17 protein-coding genes and 1 pseudogene are annotated in these 19,799 nt (G+C 46.2%); 4 read left to right on the top strand and 14 right to left on the bottom strand.

Annotation, left to right across the window (positions count from 1 at the left end; genetic code table 11):
* The first annotated feature begins 152 nt into the window (after positions 1-152).
* The 4 genes from rfbB to rfbD all read left to right on the top strand — a co-directional run bounded on the left by rfbB (position 153) and on the right by rfbD (position 3,572).
* Entirely contained in the window at positions 153-1,211 is a 1,059-nt protein-coding gene (gene rfbB / locus PSES9_RS0101540; protein WP_010483322.1) for a dTDP-glucose 4,6-dehydratase, read from the top strand.
* 62 nt (positions 1,212-1,273) lie between these two features.
* Positions 1,274-2,152: a glucose-1-phosphate thymidylyltransferase RfbA gene (rfbA, locus tag PSES9_RS0101535; RefSeq protein WP_010483321.1), complete on the top strand. Its 879-nt coding sequence runs from the start codon at positions 1,274-1,276 to the stop codon at positions 2,150-2,152.
* The gene (gene rfbC, locus PSES9_RS0101530) at positions 2,149-2,691 is read left to right on the top strand and encodes a dTDP-4-dehydrorhamnose 3,5-epimerase (protein ID WP_010483320.1); all 543 of its coding nucleotides are present in this window, start codon (positions 2,149-2,151) and stop codon (positions 2,689-2,691) included. The genes rfbA and rfbC overlap by 4 nt, the downstream gene beginning before the upstream one ends.
* A gap of 2 nt (positions 2,692-2,693) precedes the next feature.
* Positions 2,694-3,572, top strand: a complete 879-nt coding sequence (gene rfbD / locus PSES9_RS0101525) for a dTDP-4-dehydrorhamnose reductase (protein ID WP_010483318.1) — start codon at positions 2,694-2,696, stop codon at positions 3,570-3,572.
* Positions 3,573-3,615: 43 nt separating this feature from the next.
* Here the strand turns inward: rfbD and PSES9_RS0101520 are convergent, their stop codons facing one another.
* From PSES9_RS0101520 to PSES9_RS0101460, 14 genes and pseudogenes are all read right to left on the bottom strand, one after another.
* Positions 3,616-4,419 carry an SDR family oxidoreductase gene (locus PSES9_RS0101520; RefSeq protein WP_010483317.1) on the bottom strand — a complete coding sequence of 268 codons (804 nt, stop codon included), beginning with the start codon at positions 4,417-4,419 and terminating at the stop codon, positions 3,616-3,618.
* A gap of 120 nt (positions 4,420-4,539) precedes the next feature.
* Positions 4,540-6,534 carry a polysaccharide biosynthesis protein gene (locus PSES9_RS0101515; protein ID WP_010483315.1) on the bottom strand — a complete coding sequence of 665 codons (1,995 nt, stop codon included), beginning with the start codon at positions 6,532-6,534 and terminating at the stop codon, positions 4,540-4,542.
* A gap of 69 nt (positions 6,535-6,603) precedes the next feature.
* Positions 6,604-7,626 carry an MraY family glycosyltransferase gene (locus tag PSES9_RS0101510; RefSeq protein ID WP_029529318.1) on the bottom strand — a complete coding sequence of 341 codons (1,023 nt, stop codon included), beginning with the start codon at positions 7,624-7,626 and terminating at the stop codon, positions 6,604-6,606.
* A gap of 185 nt (positions 7,627-7,811) precedes the next feature.
* Positions 7,812-8,993 (bottom strand): DegT/DnrJ/EryC1/StrS family aminotransferase, encoded by a 1,182-nt coding sequence (locus PSES9_RS0101505; protein ID WP_010483312.1) that lies wholly within the window; start codon positions 8,991-8,993, stop codon positions 7,812-7,814.
* Between the two features lie 81 nt (positions 8,994-9,074).
* Entirely contained in the window at positions 9,075-9,698 is a 624-nt protein-coding gene (locus PSES9_RS24435) for an acetyltransferase (protein WP_010483310.1), read from the bottom strand.
* Positions 9,695-10,291, bottom strand: coding sequence for a sugar transferase (locus PSES9_RS0101495; protein WP_010483309.1), 597 nt, complete (start codon positions 10,289-10,291; stop codon positions 9,695-9,697). Before PSES9_RS0101495 ends, PSES9_RS24435 begins: the two co-directional genes overlap by 4 nt.
* Entirely contained in the window at positions 10,288-11,415 is a 1,128-nt protein-coding gene (locus PSES9_RS24430) for a glycosyltransferase family 4 protein (protein WP_010483307.1), read from the bottom strand. Before PSES9_RS24430 ends, PSES9_RS0101495 begins: the two co-directional genes overlap by 4 nt.
* Before the next feature lie 66 nt (positions 11,416-11,481).
* A complete protein-coding gene (locus tag PSES9_RS0101490; RefSeq protein WP_010483306.1) occupies positions 11,482-12,564 on the bottom strand; it encodes a glycosyltransferase in 1,083 nt (360 codons plus the stop codon).
* Positions 12,564-13,523, bottom strand: a complete 960-nt coding sequence (locus tag PSES9_RS0101485; RefSeq protein ID WP_010483303.1) for a glycosyltransferase family 2 protein — start codon at positions 13,521-13,523, stop codon at positions 12,564-12,566. The genes PSES9_RS0101490 and PSES9_RS0101485 overlap by 1 nt, the downstream gene beginning before the upstream one ends.
* Positions 13,510-14,664: a hypothetical protein gene (locus PSES9_RS0101480; protein WP_029529317.1), complete on the bottom strand. Its 1,155-nt coding sequence runs from the start codon at positions 14,662-14,664 to the stop codon at positions 13,510-13,512. The genes PSES9_RS0101485 and PSES9_RS0101480 overlap by 14 nt, the downstream gene beginning before the upstream one ends.
* 27 nt (positions 14,665-14,691) lie before the next feature.
* Entirely contained in the window at positions 14,692-15,930 is a 1,239-nt protein-coding gene (locus PSES9_RS0101475; protein WP_029529316.1) for a flippase, read from the bottom strand.
* 46 nt (positions 15,931-15,976) lie between these two features.
* Positions 15,977-17,005 (bottom strand): annotated as a pseudogene (locus PSES9_RS22885) (NAD-dependent epimerase/dehydratase family protein).
* A 42-nt stretch (positions 17,006-17,047) separates the two neighbouring features.
* Entirely contained in the window at positions 17,048-18,325 is a 1,278-nt protein-coding gene (tviB, locus tag PSES9_RS0101465; RefSeq protein ID WP_010483296.1) for a Vi polysaccharide biosynthesis UDP-N-acetylglucosamine C-6 dehydrogenase TviB, read from the bottom strand.
* 103 nt (positions 18,326-18,428) lie between these two features.
* Complete coding sequence (locus tag PSES9_RS0101460) at positions 18,429-19,490, bottom strand: LPS O-antigen chain length determinant protein WzzB (protein WP_238530349.1); 1,062 nt, start codon at positions 19,488-19,490, stop codon at positions 18,429-18,431.
* Positions 19,491-19,799 lie beyond the last annotated feature (309 nt).

The following is a 19,799-nucleotide window of genomic DNA, read 5'->3' as shown; positions in this document are numbered from 1 at the left end:
TAACTGACTAAACAGTCAGATTACCTGAAACGCGTTGCCATATAGAAAACACTGGGCCTGGCAGAATCAGGCAGGAAGATGATGTAACATACACAGGTTGGAAAACTTATGATCAAAGCACTTTGGAAAGTCGCTTTAGCGGAGAAGCATTAATGCGGATTATTGTCACCGGCGGCGCGGGATTTATTGGCTCTGCTGTCGTTCGTCACTTGATTGAGAACACGCAGTGCGTCGTCGCCAACCTCGATAAGCTGACCTATGCAGGCAACCTGGATTCACTTGCTGGGGCCAAGGACTCGCCGCGCTACAGCTTTTACCAGGTCGATATCTGTGACAGCGCGGCATTGGATGCGGTATTTGCGCAGTTCAAGCCCAGCGCCGTGATGCACCTTGCAGCGGAGTCCCATGTGGACCGCTCGATTGACGGCCCCGCCGAGTTTATCCAGACCAATATTGTCGGCACCTACAACCTGCTTGAAGCCACGCGCCGTTACTGGAATGGGTTGGGTGACGATGAAAAGCAAGGCTTTCGCTTTCATCACATCTCCACCGATGAAGTCTACGGCGACCTCGAAGGCACCGACGACCTGTTCACCGAAACCACCTCCTATGCGCCCAGCTCGCCCTACTCTGCCTCCAAGGCCAGTTCAGACCATCTGGTTCGCGCCTGGCAGCGCACCTACGGCTTGCCGGTGCTGCTGACCAACTGCTCGAACAACTATGGTCCCTATCACTTCCCGGAAAAACTGATTCCCCACGTCATTCTCAATGCACTCGCGGGCAAGCCCCTGCCGGTCTATGGCGATGGCTCGCAAATACGTGATTGGCTGGAAGTTGAAGACCATGCCCGCGCCCTGGTTGAAGTGGTGAGCAAAGGCGCCGTAGGCGAGACCTACAATATTGGCGGCCACAATGAGAAGCGCAACCTGGAGGTTGTGGAAACCATCTGTGAACTGCTCGACGAACTGGTGCCGCAGGCTTCAGCAAAGAGCTATAAAGAGCTAATCACTTTCGTGAAAGATCGCCCGGGGCATGATCTGCGCTACGCCATTGACGCCTCTAAAATCGAGCGCGAACTTGGCTGGACCCCGCAGGAATCTTTCGACAGCGGCCTACGCAAAACCGTGCGCTGGTACCTCGATAACCAGGACTGGTGGCAGCGCGTATTGTCAGGTGACTATCGACTTGGCCGACTCGGCGCCGAAATCTAAATGATGTTGCGCGGCTCCGGCTTCGCTTTAGTGAACAACCCAGTTTCGTACAGGACGTTTTTATGAAAGGTATCATCCTCGCTGGCGGCTCCGGCACACGCCTGCACCCCATTACCCGTGGTGTGTCCAAGCAGCTGTTGCCGGTATATGACAAGCCGATGATCTACTACCCGCTGTCGGTGCTGATGCTTGCCGGTATTCGGGAGATACTGATTATCTCCACACCCGAGGATTTACCCCAGTTTCGTAAACTGCTGGGCAATGGCGAAGAGTTTGGTATTGAACTGAGCTACGCCGAACAGCCCTCACCTGATGGCCTGGCGCAGGCATTTATTATTGGCGAAAGCTTTATCGGCGACAGCAATGTCTGCCTGATTCTCGGCGACAATATTTTTTACGGCTATGGCTTTAGCGCAATGCTTAAAGAGGCCGCAAGCCGGACCAGTGGCGCCACTGTATTTGGCTACCATGTCAGCGATCCGGAGCGCTTTGGCGTGGTTGAGTTCGACAACACAGGCAAGGCCATCTCCATCGAGGAAAAGCCGTCCAAGCCCAAGTCCAACTACGCCGTGACGGGCCTGTATTTCTACGACAACTCAGTGGTCGAAATCGCCAAAAACGTCAAGCCCTCTGCCCGTGGCGAGCTTGAGATCACCGATGTCAACAACGCCTACCTGCAACGCGGCGACCTGCACGTCAGCATGTTTGGCCGTGGTTTCGCCTGGCTCGACACCGGCACCCATGATTCGCTGATGGAAGCCAGCCAGTTTGTGCATACCATTGAAATGCGCCAAGGCCTGAAAGTCGCTTGCCTGGAAGAAATTGCCTACCACCAGGGCTGGCTATCAGCCGAGCAGCTATCTGCCCAGGCCCAAGCACTGAGCAAGACGGGCTACGGCCAGTACCTAAGCCGCCTGCTTGAACAGGAGAAAGCGCTGTGAAGGTTATAGAAACTGCACTGCCTGGCGTATTGATCATTGAGCCAAAAGTCTTTGGCGACCACCGTGGCTTCTTCCTCGAAAGCTTCCAGACCGAGCGCTATCGTGACGCGGGGATCGACCTGCCCTTTGTCCAGGACAACCACTCGCGCTCGCAGCGCGGTGTCCTGCGCGGCCTGCATTTCCAACGCACGCGCCCGCAAGGCAAGCTGGTCAGCGTCAGCCGTGGCTCGGTGTATGACGTGGCGGTCGATATCAACCCCGATTCGCCAACTTGCGGCCAATACGTGGGTGTTGAATTGAACGATGAAAACCATCGCCAACTCTGGGTACCGCCAGGCTATGCCCACGGCTTTTGCGTGCTGAGCGAGGTGGCGGATTTTCAGTACAAGTGTACCGACCTGTACTTCCCCGAAGACGAAGGCGGCCTGATCTGGAACGACCCCGAAGTCAATATCCCCTGGCCTATCGAACAACCCTTGCTTTCAGGTAAGGACCAACTGAACCCAACGCTGCAACAACTCATCGAGCAAAAGGGCTAAGCATGCGCGTTTTGATTACTGGCGCCCATGGCCAGGTCGGTCATGAACTTGTCCGCCTGGCACCTGCTGGCTTTACAGTCACCGGGCTGGGCTCGAGCGAACTGGATATCAGCAACCTGGAACAAGTCGCCAACAAAGCCAGCGAACTCAAGCCACAGCTGATTATCAACGCGGCAGCCTACACCGCAGTGGACAAAGCGGAAACCGACAGCGAACGCGCCTATGCAGTCAACGCCAAGGGTGCCGAGAATCTAGCCACAGCAGCCGCCAAGCTTGGTGTTCCGCTATTACATATATCTACCGACTATGTATTCAGTGGCGACGCCAGCGCGCCGTATAAAGAAACAGACCCAACCAACCCCAGCGGGGTCTACGGCGCCAGCAAACTCGCAGGTGAGCAGGCGGTGGCCAAGCACTGTACGCAACACATCATCATGCGCACGAGCTGGGTGTTTGGCGCCCATGGCAATAACTTTGTGAAAACCATGCTGCGCCTGGCGCAAACCCGTGATGAACTGGGTGTTGTGGCCGATCAACATGGCTGCCCCACATCGGCAGCCAGCATTGCCAAGGCACTTTGGGCACTTGCCAGCCAATACAGCAACAAGGGCAACCTGAACTGGGGGATCTATCACTTCAGCAACATGCCAGCGACAACCTGGCATGGCTTCGCAGAAGCAATCTTCAGCCAAGCCGTTGCGCTTAAGCAGTTGCCGAGGGCACCTAAGGTTAATCCAATCAACACAGTCGACTACCCAACACCAGCCCGCCGCCCTGCCTGGTCAGTAATGGATTGCAGCCTGATTGAAGAAAAGCTGACTATCGAGCAAAACGACTGGCGTGAGGAGCTAGCTGAAATGCTCAAGGAAATAGCGATCTGATTCACAATAGAGGAGCAGCAAATGCTCCTCTAAAGCCCAGGCCTTAATTACCCTTGGCCTTCATCTTAGTTGCCATCTTGGCCATTTCGTCATAGAGCATTTGCGGGTTCTGCTGCTTAAGCGTCCAGGCCATACGCCCCTGTTCGTGCGGCAAAATCATAAACTCGCCCTGCTCGACTTGCTGGTAGATGTAGTCGGCAATCTCTTGCGCACTGATTGGCGAACTCTCAAGCAACTTGCCCACTTGGGCCTTCATTGCGGGCGTTGGTCCACGAAATGAATCAAGCAAGTTGGTCTGGAAGAAGGATGGGCACACAACATGAACGCCTACACCCTGATCCTTGAGTTCAATCAACAAGCTCTCGGAAAGCGCGACAACACCGGCCTTGGCCACGTTGTAGTTACTCATGGCCGGACCCTGCATCAAGGCAGCCATTGAAGCGATGTTGATGATCTTGCCCTTGCTACGCTCAAGCAATGGCAGGAAGGCCTTGCACCCTTTCACCACCCCCATCAGGTTGATTGCGATCTGCCAATCCCAGTCCTCGAGCGACAATTCGCTGAAGAAACCACCCGAAGCAACGCCGGCGTTATTGACTATCACATCAATACCACCGAATTTCTCGTCGCAAGCCTGGGCAAACTCAGTTAGCTGGCTGTAATCACGCACATCACAACGCTGGGTAAAGCCGTCGCCACCCGCCTCGCGTACAAGCCCGAGGGTTTCGGCAAGGCCTGCAGCATTAACATCGGAGAGTGCAAGCTGACAGCCTTCACGTGCCCAACGCAACGCTATTTCGCGGCCTAAACCTGAGCCTGCGCCAGTAATCATGATGCGATTTTGCATACGGAGGTCGCCTTATGGTGCTGTGGTTAATGCTAGGCAGTGTACCCAAGGACATAATCCCACCCACGTACCATTAGCCTCCTGAATGATCAGGGCAAACCACAGCAACTCAAGGCTTTATCAAGGCTCGAGGCGACGCTGCTGATGGATCCAATCAACGATTTCACCATCGGGCTTGTATCCGCTCACGGTCTCACGCAGCAGTTGGCGGACGCGACCATAATCATCAGCCGCAACTGAACTAACCAACTCGTTGAGCACCTGCCTGAAGTCATCCCATGCAAGGTGTTCTTCACTGGCACGCATGATCATTGGATGTTCTGTAGGGCTGACATTGTCGCCTATCAGCAGCTCTTCATAGAGCTTCTCGCCTGGGCGTAACCCGGTGTATTGAATGGTGATATCACCGTGCGGATTTTTCTCGGAACGAATGCTAAGGCCGCTCAAGTGAACCATCTTTTCTGCAAGATCAACGATCTTGACCGGGTGCCCCATATCCAGAACAAAGACATCACCACCCAGCCCCATCGCCCCAGCCTGGATAACCAGTTGAGCCGCTTCAGGAATGGTCATGAAATAACGGGTGATGTTTGGATGGGTGACGGTAACTGGCCCACCTTGGCGAATCTGCTCATGAAAACGTGGAATAACAGAACCCGACGAGCCCAGCACATTGCCAAACCGGACCATGGTGAAGCGGGTCTTGTTGACGTGGTGAACCGTCTCATTATCACCAAACAAGACCGGGGCGGACTGCTGGCTCAAAGCCTGCAAAACCATTTCGGCCAGACGTTTGGTGCTGCCCATTACATTGGTTGGACGCACCGCCTTGTCAGTCGAAATCAATACAAAATGCTCAACTCCGGCTTTAAGTGCAGCCTGGGCCGTGTTGACAGAACCAATTACGTTGTTGAGCACGCCCTCGGCAATATTGTGCTCGACCATAGGCACATGCTTGTAGGCGGCGGCGTGATAGACCGTATTGACCTTCCAGGTGCGCATCACATCAAGCAAGCGTCCTGGGTTGCGGATCGAACCAAGAATGGGCACAAGGTTCAAAGGCAGCGATTCGCGGGCAGCACGTTGCTCAAGCTCGGCATGAATGCTGTATAGGTTGAACTCACTGTGCTCGAACAAAATAAGCGTGATTGGCCCGGTAGCAATAATCTGCCTGCAGAGCTCAGACCCAATGGAACCGCCCGCCCCCGTAACCATGACTACCTGGCCACGGATGCAACGTTCAAACAATGGCTTGCGTGGAGGAACGGCGTCCCGGCCAAGCAAATCTGCGATATCAACTTCCTGGACATCATCAACCTTCACCCGTCCGCTCGCCAGGTCCATAAACCCCGGGATGCTGCGAACATGCAGCGGGAAGCCTTCAAGGTGCTCCAGGATTTCACGACGCCGAACCCGCGTCGCCGAAGGGATCGCCAAGAGGATCTCTTGCGCCCCAGTCTCATCGATCATTTGCTGGATGTGCTTGGGTTTATAAACCTTGATGCCTGAAATGATGCGCGTGGCGATATCACTGTCATCATCAATAAAGGCAACAGGCCGCATAGCGCGCCCCATACGCAAGGCTGCCACAAGCTGGTTGCCTGCGGCACCGGCCCCATAAATGGCAACCCTGGGAAGGTTTTCATTCTTGTTGAAAAAAGGCACCTGCTGCGCGGCAACATACCAGTCGCCCATGAAATATTGGCGCATGACCAGGCGCAAACCGCCGATCATCACAAGGCTCAGCCACCAGTAGTTGAAGACAACTGAGCGGGGAACCACTACAGGCGAAGCCTGGTACCAATAGACCGCGAGCGCCAGCAGTAGCGAGGAAATACTGATCGCCTTGAAGATAGTGATCAGCGCGTCATTGCCGAAATAACGCATGACCGCACGGTACATACCAACCCGGGTAAAAACAGGGATCGCTATCAGCGGGGCTGTTTTAAACAGCCATAAGTGCCCCGCGAGTGGGTTAATTGGATTCTCGATACCCAACCTGACAACAAAGGCAAGCCAAAGCGCACCCCAGACAAGGCAGGTATCAACCCCAACCTGCAACAGGCGCTTATAACGCCGGGGGAGCTTGAGCAGCCAGTTGCGAAGCGTATCCATATCTTTTAAGACGTCCAAATTAAGTGGTCTTGTAAAAGCCAATCAGCGCGCGGTTTTATTAATGCGCATTTAGCTTTGCATTACCTCAAGCTCGCCCGCATCGAACTTTAAAGCTAATACAGTTAATGGTCCGTAAGCCAAAAGCGTAGCAAAAAACCCATCCATAAAGCCAGATGCAACCAGTAGAGACAAGGGTAGTAACCAGACCAAATTGACAACAATAATAGCAAGCGTCACAGGTGTGTGACCCTGAAAAAGACGAGAAGCATTCTGATATGCATGAGTTCGATGTGCTTCATAAACCTTTTCTCCACGTACCAGCCGTCTAAACAGGGTAAAAGTGGCATCAACAATGAATACACCCAATAAAATCATCCAGCACCAGAAAACCTGCGGTGCAACCCAAGCGGCATGAATCGATACCCCACCTAAGACGATGCCTAGAAATCCACTGCCAGCATCACCCATAAAAATCTGAGCACGAGGAAAATTCCAATATAAAAAACCGAGTACTGAAAATGCGAGAACTAACGGTATATAGGCTGATGAATATTGCCCTGCCAGGTAATAGCACAACGCAGCTCCGAAACAGGCACAAATTGCCTCTACGCTGGCGATACCATTAATACCATCCATAAAATTATATAAATTTAATAGCCAAATTAAATACAAAACAGCCAATAGATGCCCTATCCAGCCGAAATAAAACTCAACACCAGCGATATTAATGACAGGAAGCCCGCCTAAAAAATACAAAACCCAAATAGAAGCTATAAAATGGAAGACCAGTCTCCAGCGAGCTGAGATCGGCTTGCGATCATCTAGAAACCCAACAATGGCAATGCCTATACCTGCGCCTGACAACGCAACAAAAAGCCTAGGCGTAATCAAACCTGAAAAAAATATAATACAGGTCGCTATAGAAAAGCTAATTACAATAGAAACACCACCGCCACGGGGTGTTGGAATCGAGTGAGAGCTACGCGCATTGGGAGCGTCCAATAAATTATGAGATAATGCGTACTTCAGATATAAAGCTGCAATAATAAATGCAAGCAATGTTGAAAGCGGCAATACCCACCAGACACTCATATCCCGACCGCTCCCCAACCAGCAAAACAGAAGCAAACCATCATGCCACGTGATAGCTGGGTGTAATTATATTTATTATCAACAACCATCTACACACCCAATGTGACAGATCGAGCATTTAGCGCATCAAAATTTGGTTACTGGTGCGATAAAAAATAGTATCGCATACCAGAACCCAAGCTGGGTTATAGCTTTATACATGCATGCTTCATTACAGAGGACAATACGTCGCAAGTCTTTTCAACTTCGGCTTCTGTAAGTGTTGGGTGAACCATAAACATGATACTTGTCTCACCCAGATCGAATGCACCTGCAAGACGCTGAGCAGGCCTGAATGTAGTTCCATCAAAAGCCTTTTCAAGATAAACCTCGGAACAAGACCCGGAAAAGCAAGGAACACCTTGTTTGCTGATTTCAGCGAGGACTTTATCGCGACTCCAACCATCAGCAAGCTCATCGGGCTTGACAAAGACGTAGCATTTATAAGCCGCATGTACCGAGTGCTGAGGGACTTCTGGCACCCTGAGCCCAGGCAAAGAACGAGCTGTATCCCAAATACGCATTGCATTGGCAAGCCTTTTAGACTGCCAATCAGGCATACGCGATAACTGGATGCGCCCGATAACACCTTGCACCTCCATCATGCGCCAATTTGTACCAAAACTGTCGTGGACCCAGCGGAAGCCTGGTGCATGTTTCCGCTCGTAGACAGACTCCCAACTCTTGCCATGGTCTTTAAAAGACCACATTTTTGACCAGAGCTCACGGCTATTGGTCGTAACCATTCCACCCTCGCCCCCAGTGGTCATGATCTTGTCTTGACAAAAAGACCAGGCGCCAATATCACCAATTGAACCCACTGGACGACCTTTATACGAGGCGCCATGTGCCTGGGCACAATCCTCAATTACTTTCAAATCATGGAGGCGTGCAAGCTCCATTATAGGGTCCATATCGCAAGGCCAGCCCGCCAAATGCACACAAATAATGGCCTTGGTTTTATCCGTCAGTGCCTCAGCAATTGTAGCTGCTGTAATATTTTGTGAGTCTCGATCAACATCAGCAAATACCGGAGTCGCCCCTGCATTTACAATGCTTGAAACGCTTGCCAGAAAGGTTCTTGAAGTAACAATGACTTCATCGCCTTGCCCGATACCTAGAGCATTCAAGGCCAGATCAAGTGCTACAGTACCGTTGGCCAAAGCGATGGCATAATCAGTTTTCGCCCACACTGCAAACTCTTTCTCGAACGCCCGACACTCTTGCCCTGTCCAATAATTAACCTTGTTAGAGAGGATCACATCTCGAACGGCATCAGCCTCTTCAAGAGTAAAAGATGGCCATGGAGAGAAAGGAGTATTTAGCACAATGTGACACCTAAAGTTACGGAAATTAAAAGTAATAACTAATCAAAATTAAACTATAAAAGTCTTGAATCAAGGTAAACGCTATTTAATCAGAGCCCTAGCCGGAACACCAACAACTGTTACGTTGCTTGGAACATCAGAGACGACCACGGCGCCGGCTCCAACAACGGATTGAGTACCAATTATCATACCCTGCTTTACAATTGCACCAATACCTACCCAAGAACAATCACCAACCTGCACGGACCCGGCAAGGTGGGCCCCTGGACTAATGTGAACAGAACTGCCAATAACACAATCATGGTCAATTGTGCATGCAGTGTTCAAAATTACCCCAGCGCCAATACTCGCATTGGCATTGATAACAACATTGGCAAAGATGACCAAGCCATCTGAAAGCGTAGCAGAGCGACTGACAACTGCTGTGGGATGAATGATCATGGGTAGATGCACTCCAGCCTTTGAAAGCTGCTCAAGCATTGAAAAACGCGTCGCATTATGGCCTATAGCAACTATGACGCCATCAAAGCTCGAGAGACACTCCAGTAACATACTGAAATCCCCGGCAATTTTCCACACTGAATTCTCTTGCTTACGGGGCCAAGAATCATCATAAAAGACTATGTCTTGCCAACCACAGAGCTCTGCAGTTTCAGCAACAACCTTTCCGTGCCCACTAGCTCCAACAATCGCAAGCCGCTTCACGAGTCATTACCAGTAAACTTACTCATGGTCACTTCACCTTCGCCACTAATTCCCTCACGAACAAATACTTTTTTTAGAGTTTTTATAATAATTTTAATGTCTAGTAAAAAACTTTGGTTCTGCACATACCAAGTATCAAGTTTGAACTTATCCTCCCAGCTTATCGCATTACGACCATTAATCTGAGCCCAACCAGTAATCCCTGGTCGTGCATCATGGCGTTTGAGTTGGTCGGCATTGTAGAGCGGCAAATACTCCATTAAAAGTGGCCGAGGACCTACAAGACTCATATCTCCTTTCAGCACATTCCAGAGTTCAGGAAGCTCATCGAGACTGCTGGAGCGTAAAAAACTACCGAAAGGGGTCATACGCTCTGAGTCAGGCAAGGGATCCCCATTAAGGTCTACCGCATCTCTCATAGTCCTAAACTTAACCATCTTAAAGGGCTTCCCTAAGTAACCCGGACGGATTTGCACAAAAAAAATTGGCGCTCCTAGCTTTCGCTTAATAAAAAAACACAACAACATAAAAACTGGAGCTAATAGTATCAAGCCAATCAAAGAAGCAAACACATCAAATAAACGCTTAATCACTTTACCCCCATTAAATCCAACATATGTGCATTAACAGTATGGACATCATATTTTTTTACGGCAACTGACCGAGACGCATTACCCATCCGATGGATAAGACCAGGATCCAAAATAAATTCAACCATTGCCTCAGCCAATAGCTCAACATTTTTAACAGGTACTAAAAAACCATTGTAATCAGGAACCACTGTCTCACGGCATCCAGGCGCATCTGTTGTAATAATCGCGCGCCCGACAGCCATAGCTTCAAGCACAGTACGTGGTGTTCCCTCTCGGTATGAAGGTAAGACATATACACTGCAATCACTGATTGCAGGGCGGACATCACTTAATCGTCCGAGATACCGTATTGTTGAATTTGCAATCCATGCATTCAGCTCGCAATGCGTAATAGAGTCTGGGCCTTCATCAATCCAGCCAGCAAGTGAAAAAACAGCGTCTGGAAATTTACGTTTTACAATTTCGGCTGCAGCCACATACTCTCTAACACCCTTATTGCCTAAGAGCCTAGCAACCAACAAGAAATGCGGAGCGTCTGATGGCGATGTCTGGATGTACTGAGATGTATCAACTCCAGAACCATTAACAACCGAAGAGCTTACATTATCAGCCAAAATTCCAGCTTGAATAAAAAGATTACGATCATCTGGATTTTGAAAGAAAACATGTTTACTACCCTTGAGTGAGAGGGCATAAAGCTTATAAACGATCAGCCGCAACAGATACCTAAAGGAGAGCGAACGCTTTATCTGGAATGTATAACCAAGTCCAGTAATCAACGCAAAACGATTCCGTATATTACACGTTCTTGCGGCTAATAGACCATAAACAACTGGCTTAACAGTGTATGCCATGACTAGCGTTGGGCGTACGGACTTAATAACAGTACGTATATCAAAAAATGTATAAATATCCTGAAAAGGATTCAAGCCTGTGCGTGCCATACGCACTTCGCAAAGTATAACGCCCTTTTGCTCAAGTAATGCACATACGTCTGGGGATTTCGAAAAATCCGGAGCAATAACAAAAACCTCTCCACGCTCTAAAAGCGAGTCAATAAGGTGCCCCCTGAAGCGAACAAGCGACTCTGCAAAGCTACAAATTATAAGAAAACGTTCGACCACATCGACCTCAATAATTGCGGTTAAGGCAATGTGTACCTTAACAAGAGAAATGACACATCCATACAATCAAGAAAGTTCTTTATAAATAGATATCCATCTATCAGAAACCACCCGAATATCGAAGTATTTGGCTATTCTGCTAGCCGACTGCTCGCCCATTTTAAGAAAATCAGAGGCTGGCATTGTCGCCATTGCGATCATTGCCTGTGACACTGACTTAGGGTCATTTATAGGTACAATGTAGCCACAGGTAGAATCAGCAGAGACTATCTCTTCAGGCCCACCACAGGCAGTAACAATAGCAGGTCGGGCGCAAGCCATGGCCTCAGCCACTACCAAGCCATAACCTTCGTAGTGGGAAGCCAAAATGAAGGCATTTGAATTATAAATAATTGGAGCCACATCGTTCAGATGCCCTAAAAAAGAGACTCGATGATCAATCCCTAGAGAAGATGAAAGCGACTGCAGATTGTGTAACTGCTCACCATCACCAACAATCGAAAGATGAAAATACTCAGGAGAAAGTGCAAAAGCCTTCAATAAAACATCAACACCTTTGCTTGGCACTAAGCGACCGACAGAAACCCACTTGAAAACACCTGAGTCAACAAGGTTAGATGCAGGTAAAAAGTGATCAAGATCAATGCCATTATAAACAACGATAGCGCGAGAGGGCGTGACACGTTTGTCTGCTAACGCTGCAGTTAGCGCAGCTTGGCTCACATAAGTGGTCTGATCAGCCAAGTGGTCGGTTATGCGATAGGCAATATTGCGGAGCTGTCCGCCCTCAGTCATGCTATGACATGTACATACAAGCACAGGCATACGGCAAAACAACCTGAGTACACGACTGAGAATATTAGCGTGAACAAGGTGCGAGTGAACAACATCAGGCTTGAATTTTATTAAATGGCGTCTAATTTTTATAGCTGCCGAAACCAATGCTACTGGCGATTTACGGGAGAGTTTAGTACTAAATACATGAATCCCCAATGCCTCCAGTTCTTCAACAAATGCCTTAGGTTGCATAAGTGATACAACACTGACAGTCCAGCCTCGCAAAACAAAATTTTTCGCGAGTTTGACTAACTGAAGCTCTGCCCCGCCATAAGCCAAGCCAGTAATAATAAAGCACACACGCTGTGTCATTAAATATCTTCCGACAATGGCCGTCTTAAAATATTTTTCAACAACAAAGGTAGCCTATAACTACCGAGCTTGAAATTATATCGAAGCAAGATATCAAATCGCCTTAAAAATGAAGATGTTGGATAACCTATATAAGCTTCAAATAGCTTTCGCTTATTGACTTCCATTTTTGAACTATTGATAAGAAAGTAATCCTTCACCGCCAGATAATGCTGTTGGCCAATCGTATAACCACGATTTGTAAAAAACTGTGTGACAACGTCGCACATACCACGAGCAGCTCTACCCGTCACATTAGAACTGTGCTGTCGATACAGGATCAATGCTTTATCTATGTATTCGACTTTTCCATAAGTTAGAGCTGTCAATGTAATCACATGGTCATGCATCGCCACTATGTTAGGCAGAGGAAAACAACAGTCTCGGAGTGCAGCGTTAAATAGCATGGCGCACCCTTGAACACCGCCATTCATAAACAAAGCTTCATTTAAGCTTTGAGGACGGATATAAGTTACATTAGTACCTAGCACACCATCCTGGGTCGAGTAAGTATAGGCATTACAGTAGACAAGTGATGGTGTACGAGCAGCGTCCTCAATCCTTTGCAAAGCGGCGAGCTGAATTTCTAATTTGCCATCTAACCAAATATCATCTTGATCGCAGAGCGCGATATATTCAGATGTTGAGTATTGCAAAAGATGAAGAAAATTCTGCGCGGCACCCAAGCCCACCACTCCGTCATCTAGAACAGTTATTCTAGAGTCTAACAACTCGTAGCGTTTCAATATTTCAAGAGTGCCATCTGTTGAACCATCATCATGCGCAATGATTCGCCAGTTTTTATTCGACTGGGCTAAGATAGATAGTAATTGCTGCTCAATAAATTTCTCGCCATTATATGTAGCAAGCAAAATATCTATTTTATATTCCGACATTTCGTTTACATTAATTTTCTTCATATAGTTTTTTTCGCTTAGTATTTTTATAGAGCAAAACTGCTGACGACAAGATCAGTAACAAATAGAAAGTTCGCTCGTAGGACATTATAGGAAACCCTATTTCAAAACAAAAAAATGAAAACACCACAATAAATAACGAGAGATCAAAACGACCAAGCAATCTAAACATACAAACAATATAACTGAAATACAAAACTATAGTGTAAACCAACCCGCCTCGTACAAGTGATTCTAAATAACCGGAATCCGTCAAATACACCGAAGGAACTTTTATTATCCCGAGCCCAATCAGTGGATTATTAACAAAAAAATTGAAAGCAGAAGCTAAGACTCCATTATCTCCATAACGTGACATAAAGCCATTCGCGTCTGTCCCTAGCATATAAGGGGCAAAAGCTAAAACCATTACAGTCCCAAAACAAACAAACAGACACAAACAACTAACTTTAATAAAAACATTACTTATTAAAGTATAAAACAGTGAAATACAAAAACAAAAAAACAAAATCATCATGAAATATGACGTGTATGAATCTAAGAAAAATATATAAATCAAAAACACAAAGCTAAATATCAAATTTACAAAACCAAAGCCAGCTCTATAATAATACACCCCAGACACAGCTAGTACAAAATATGAAAATGCGGCAATTGAGTGACTAGCAAAAACACCAACTGGTCGATCAGCCGCGATCATATTTGGCACTAACAAATCATAAAAATCAGCATACCAACTTTCTATAATACTACTGACAAAGTCAAACTTCCAAAGCACACCCACACCTAAGAATACCAAAACAAAAGAAACACACAAATAACTATAATATATCCTCAATGCATAATTATAGTTCGGGCAAACCAATAAACTCACAATCAAGATTTTTAGAAAAATGACAACATAACCAAATGTAGCCACCCCCGAACTCAAATTAATAGCGCTTGACAGAACTATAAATAAGCACAATAAGACCGAGAGAACAATGGACACGCTAAATAACTGCCGCGGTCGAATACAGTTCGAAAACAAAGCTGCAGCCAACAACACGCTAATAAAAAAATCACCGAGCAATAGTGAAGGAGTAATAACAGAATTTAAAGAGCTAGGAAGTAGAAAACCAATGACAAAAAGCATTATGAACATAGACTTAGCTCCATGATCGCATTGAAATTATTTTCTAACATCGAAAACCCACATAACAATGCAATCTACAACCATCCTCAAGCTCCAAGTGATTGCTGCACCATTTAAACCGTATACATTTAGCATCAGAATCAAAACTATTGCGTAAGGTATTACTTCACACAAATGAATCTTTGCAGTAAGAAATGAAAACCCTTTTGCCTGAAGGCTATTATATGCAATCAGTGATACAGAGTTGAAAAAAAAGCCAACAATCATTATTCTAAATATATCAGCAGAAGCATTTGCATAATACTCTCCAAGCCAGAGAGCAATGCCATACCTAGCTAATAAGTACGAGCCTAAACATACTGGAATAATTAAACTCAGCATTAGTTTCAATGCATAAATTTTTTCTTTTTTATTCTTTACTTTGCAACTCTGTGCAGCCAACCTCGGAAATACAGCTCTAGTGATAGCGGCCGGCAAGATCGCCATTCTATTAATCAACTCTGATGGTGCTGAATACACGGCAACAGCTTGAGCTCCTACAAGCCTTGCAATCAAAAATCTGTCCATATATACCATCAAAGGACTAATAATATTTGTTACTGTGAGCCATCCTCCAAAAGTCACTAACTCCTTTAGCATGTTGATATTGAAGCGCCACTTTGAAATAGTGCTAAACTTAGAAACTATAAAAAGAATAATGAAGAAAGAAAAAATCCGACTAATAAGCAAACCATACATTAAACACTTAAAACTATTAAAAACCAGCAAAGCCAGCACTGGGATAGAATAAACAAGTACACCAGAAATCGTTCTATATATATTAAACAATTCAAATTTTTGCAGACCTTCAAGATAACTTTGTAGGATTACACTCATCAACATAAACGGGACGCACAGAGCTGCAATTTGTATAGCCGTTGTTGTATCGAAAAAAAAAGCATCAGAAACATTGAATACAGAATTTGCCATTAATGCAGAAAAACCATAAAGACAAGCTGCAGCTGCACTACCAGTTACTATTACAAAAGAGATCGCAGTACCCAATAACTTTTGTTGGATACTGCCGTCGTCATTCATTGAAGTATGTCGAACAACTGCTTTCCCTAGTCCAGCATCGAATATTCCTGCATACCCGACTACGGCGAATATCAACATTAACACACCAAATAAAACTACATCTAATTCTCTAGCCAAGTATCCCAAAGCGGGAATAGCAATCAATGCTGGCAAAACTGCACCTAGCAAATTTAATGTTGAATTTTTAATTAAGCTCAACTTTTTATCCTGTTAGGATTCAATACTTCCACTCAAACAATGGAACTTAATTACTCAAAAAACCCACATACCAAGGCATAACTTGCTCAACCCCTGAATTAATATCAAACATAGGATTATAGGAAAGTAAATTTTTTGATTTGCTTATATCTGCCTGAGAATGACGAACATCGCCAGCTCTGAAGTCTCTATAAACAGGTGACTTAGTATATTTAACGCCATTTGTACTCAAGCTACTTTGCAGAGCTTTAAACAAATCATTTAGAGTTGTTCGACCTCCAACTGCCACGTTATAGACTTGATTCGTCTGGTCGTCAGATTCAGCAGTAGCGGCCAAAATATTCGCTTGAACCGTATTATCGATGTAACAAAAATCGCGACTGGTTTCCCCGTCACCATTAATCATCACATCTTCACCTTTGATCATGGCAGCAGTCCATTTTGGGATAACAGCCGCATAAGCACCGGCCGGATCCTGGCGACGACCAAACACATTGAAATAACGAAGTCCTATGCTGCGGAATCCATAGCTACGTGAAAAAACATCAGCGTAAAGTTCGTTAACGTACTTGGTTACCGCATAAGGTGATAACGGATTGCCGATTACGGCTTCGACTTTTGGCAGTCCAGGATGATCGCCATATGTTGAGCTACTTGCTGCATAAGTAAAACTTTTTACTTTCGCATCACGTGCAGCTACCAGCATATTTAGAAAACCATCGATATTAACTGCATTGGTGGTGATGGGATCATTTATTGAACGCGGGACCGACCCTAATGCAGCTTGATGCAACACATAGTCAACCCCTGCACACGCTTTGTTGCAATCATCTATATTACGAATATCACCACAAATAAAATCAAATCGTGACCACTGCTCTGGTGTTACCGATGTTTTTACTTCGTCAAGATTGTGCTGGTGACCTGTTGCAAAATTATCCAAACCAACTACTTGTTGATTTAACTTCAATAAAGTTTAAAGAAAATTAGAGCCGATAAAGCCCGCAACCCCTGTGATAAGCCATGTTCTGGGTGCCAATTCTAATTTAGCGATAACTTCAGTGATGCGTGACATTCGAAACCTATTAAACTTAAATGAATTGAGAGTTAATATGCTCTACAGACGCAAATCAGAATCTTCTGCGCTAAGTATATACTTAAGGTCATAAATCACGTGATCGGGTTTACCGTATGCTCTTATTTTTTCAGCGCCTAATTTAATGAATTCTGCATGGGCTACAGCAATTATTACAGCGTCATACGCACCACGTTCAGGCTCAGTAATAGGCGTAACACTGTACTCATGCTGAGCCTCTTCTACACTGACCCATGGATCAAAAATATCCACCTGCACATTGTAATCAACGAGTTCTTTAACAATATCAACAACTTTTGTATTTCTAAGGTCAGGGCAATTTTCTTTGAATGCCAACCCCATTACTAATACACGAGCCCCATCGACATGTACTCGGCGCTTTATCATTGCTTTAACTAATTGAGAAACAACATATGCGCCCATGCCATCGTTAAGACGACGACCTGCAAGAATAATTTCTGGGTTGTAACCAATAGACTGAGCTTTATGGGTTAAATAGTACGGATCAACACCAATACAATGCCCACCTACCAAGCCAGGTCTGAAAGGTAAAAAATTCCATTTAGTACCTGCCGCTGACAATACGGCCTCTGTATCAATACCCATTTTATTGAAAATAATTGCAAGTTCATTGATCAGTGCAATATTCAGATCACGCTGTGTATTTTCAATAACTTTTGCAGCCTCAGCGACTTTTATACTACTCGCCATATGAGTGCCAGCAGTTATAATCTCCCGGTACAAAGAGTCAACTAACACAGCTATTTCAGGTGTTGAGCCAGAAGTGACTTTTTTGATAGTGGTCACCCGATGCTCTTTATCACCTGGGTTGATCCGCTCAGGGCTATAACCGGCATAGAAATCGACGTTAAATTTCAATCCAGAATATTTTTCAAGAACTGGAACGCAGTCTTCCTCTGTTGCACCAGGATATACAGTTGACTCGTAAATTACGATATCACCTTTCGATAGGACTTTACCTATAGTCTCAGATGCTTTAATCAATGGCGTTAAATCGGGTTGCCGATGTTCATCTATCGGAGTCGGGACGGTCACAATATAGACGTTACAATCAGCTAACGAATTTACACCGCTACTAAATTGTAGGTGCTTAGCCTCAGCAAGCTCTTGATCACTAACTTCTAGCGTCGAGTCATGTCCAGATTTAAGTGCAAAAATACGCGATTCATTGATATCAAACCCAATAACTGAACGCTTTTTACCGAACTCGACAGCAAGTGGCAGCCCTACATAGCCAAGACCAATAATTGCTATTTTCACGTCATCAAGACTACGCATTACTTTCCCTATCAATACACAATTTATATTCAGCCTGCATAGCTATCAAAATAATAACCAGCCACCGCACATGCTTATACTAAAAAGCCGCGCATTTAATAACTTAGTCTTTAGAGAAACAACTTTTAAATACATATCTAACCAAGACTAAAAAAACACCTAAAACCACACCTAAAATAATACCCAACGCCAATATCAGCATTTTCTTTGGTGCGATCGGTGTTTCCGGCACTAGCGCAGGGCTATCAAAAGTAAATACAGACACATTGTCTGGATTCACGTCGATTTTCTGCAGGAAATCCATTTGGTTTTCGATGCCACGCAGCTCAACGATAAAGGGATCGTCGTTGGTACGTTTTTCCAGTACGGCCAGCTCTGCCTTGACGGCTTTGGCGCCGCGCATGTACATCAGGTTGCCGTCCATAAACTCGGCGAAATCACCGTCCGAGGAGGTTTTTCCTGGTGTCACTTGTGGTGAGTCATAGCCTACGGCATCCGCCACAATCAGCGCCTCTTGCAGGCGTGCAATTCTGTCTTCACGTCTTTTTTCAGCGGTGGCGCGCAGTGCATCCATCTGCCGGGAAAGAGACTGTGCCTTGGTACCAATCTCCGTCAGTTGGTTGGTCTGCATGCCCTCCTCAGACTTGTCTGCAGCCATTTTCACGTACTTGTTGGCCCACTCAGCCACGACTTCAGGCTGTTTGCCTTCGACTTTTACAACAAAATAGTCGGGGTTGTTTTTGGCATCGGGTGCCTGGACACTGAAATCAGAGTTGAAACGGTCCCACAACTTGTCTTTTGCAGCGCCTGCATCTTCAGCTGGCAAGCTGGGCAAATAGACTTCATCGAAGAACTGGCGCTGTAGTGAGCCGGACAGCAAGTTGCGCTTGTAAACGCCGTAGACATCTTCAACGGTAAACTCATTGAGCTTTGCTTCGCTGCGGCCCAGGTTGTAACCGGCAATATCGCTGAGACGAGGCGGCATTACCCCTGCGGAGGCTTGGTAGGTAGGAGTGCTGAGAAATGCATAAGCGGCGGCAAGAGCCGTAATGAGTACTGTGCAGCCAATAATTAGCCACTTTTGCAGCCAGAGTTGTTTAACCAGCTCAACTAAATCGATCTCATCAGAGGTGTGAGATTGTTCAGCAGTTATTCTTTGATTCACAGAAGCTCCCGTTTTTGTCATTGCCCATCATGAGCACGAAGGTCTGCACCTCCTGCTACATAGCATGCGTTATGCGCTATACCTTGGCTGCAAGGTTAAATGGCGGTCCAGCTAGCTTAGACGCCCGTTTCTGACGCAAATTCCATTTCCCGACGTAAACCCAGGAGTTTTTACTGACGATAGATCCCTGCTACGTACAACGCCCCTGCCAAAGACAAAAACGTGCGCAGTTTAACGTTTTAGATAAGCAGCTTGCTACTACAACAAACAGCTAAATCATTGATTGATTAGGCCATTTGTCTACCGAAA

The sequence above is a fragment of the Pseudomonas sp. S9 genome, assembly GCF_000222125.1.
GTDB lineage: Bacteria > Pseudomonadota > Gammaproteobacteria > Pseudomonadales > Pseudomonadaceae > Aquipseudomonas > Aquipseudomonas segetis.
This window is presented reverse-complemented; position numbering and strand designations above follow the sequence as displayed.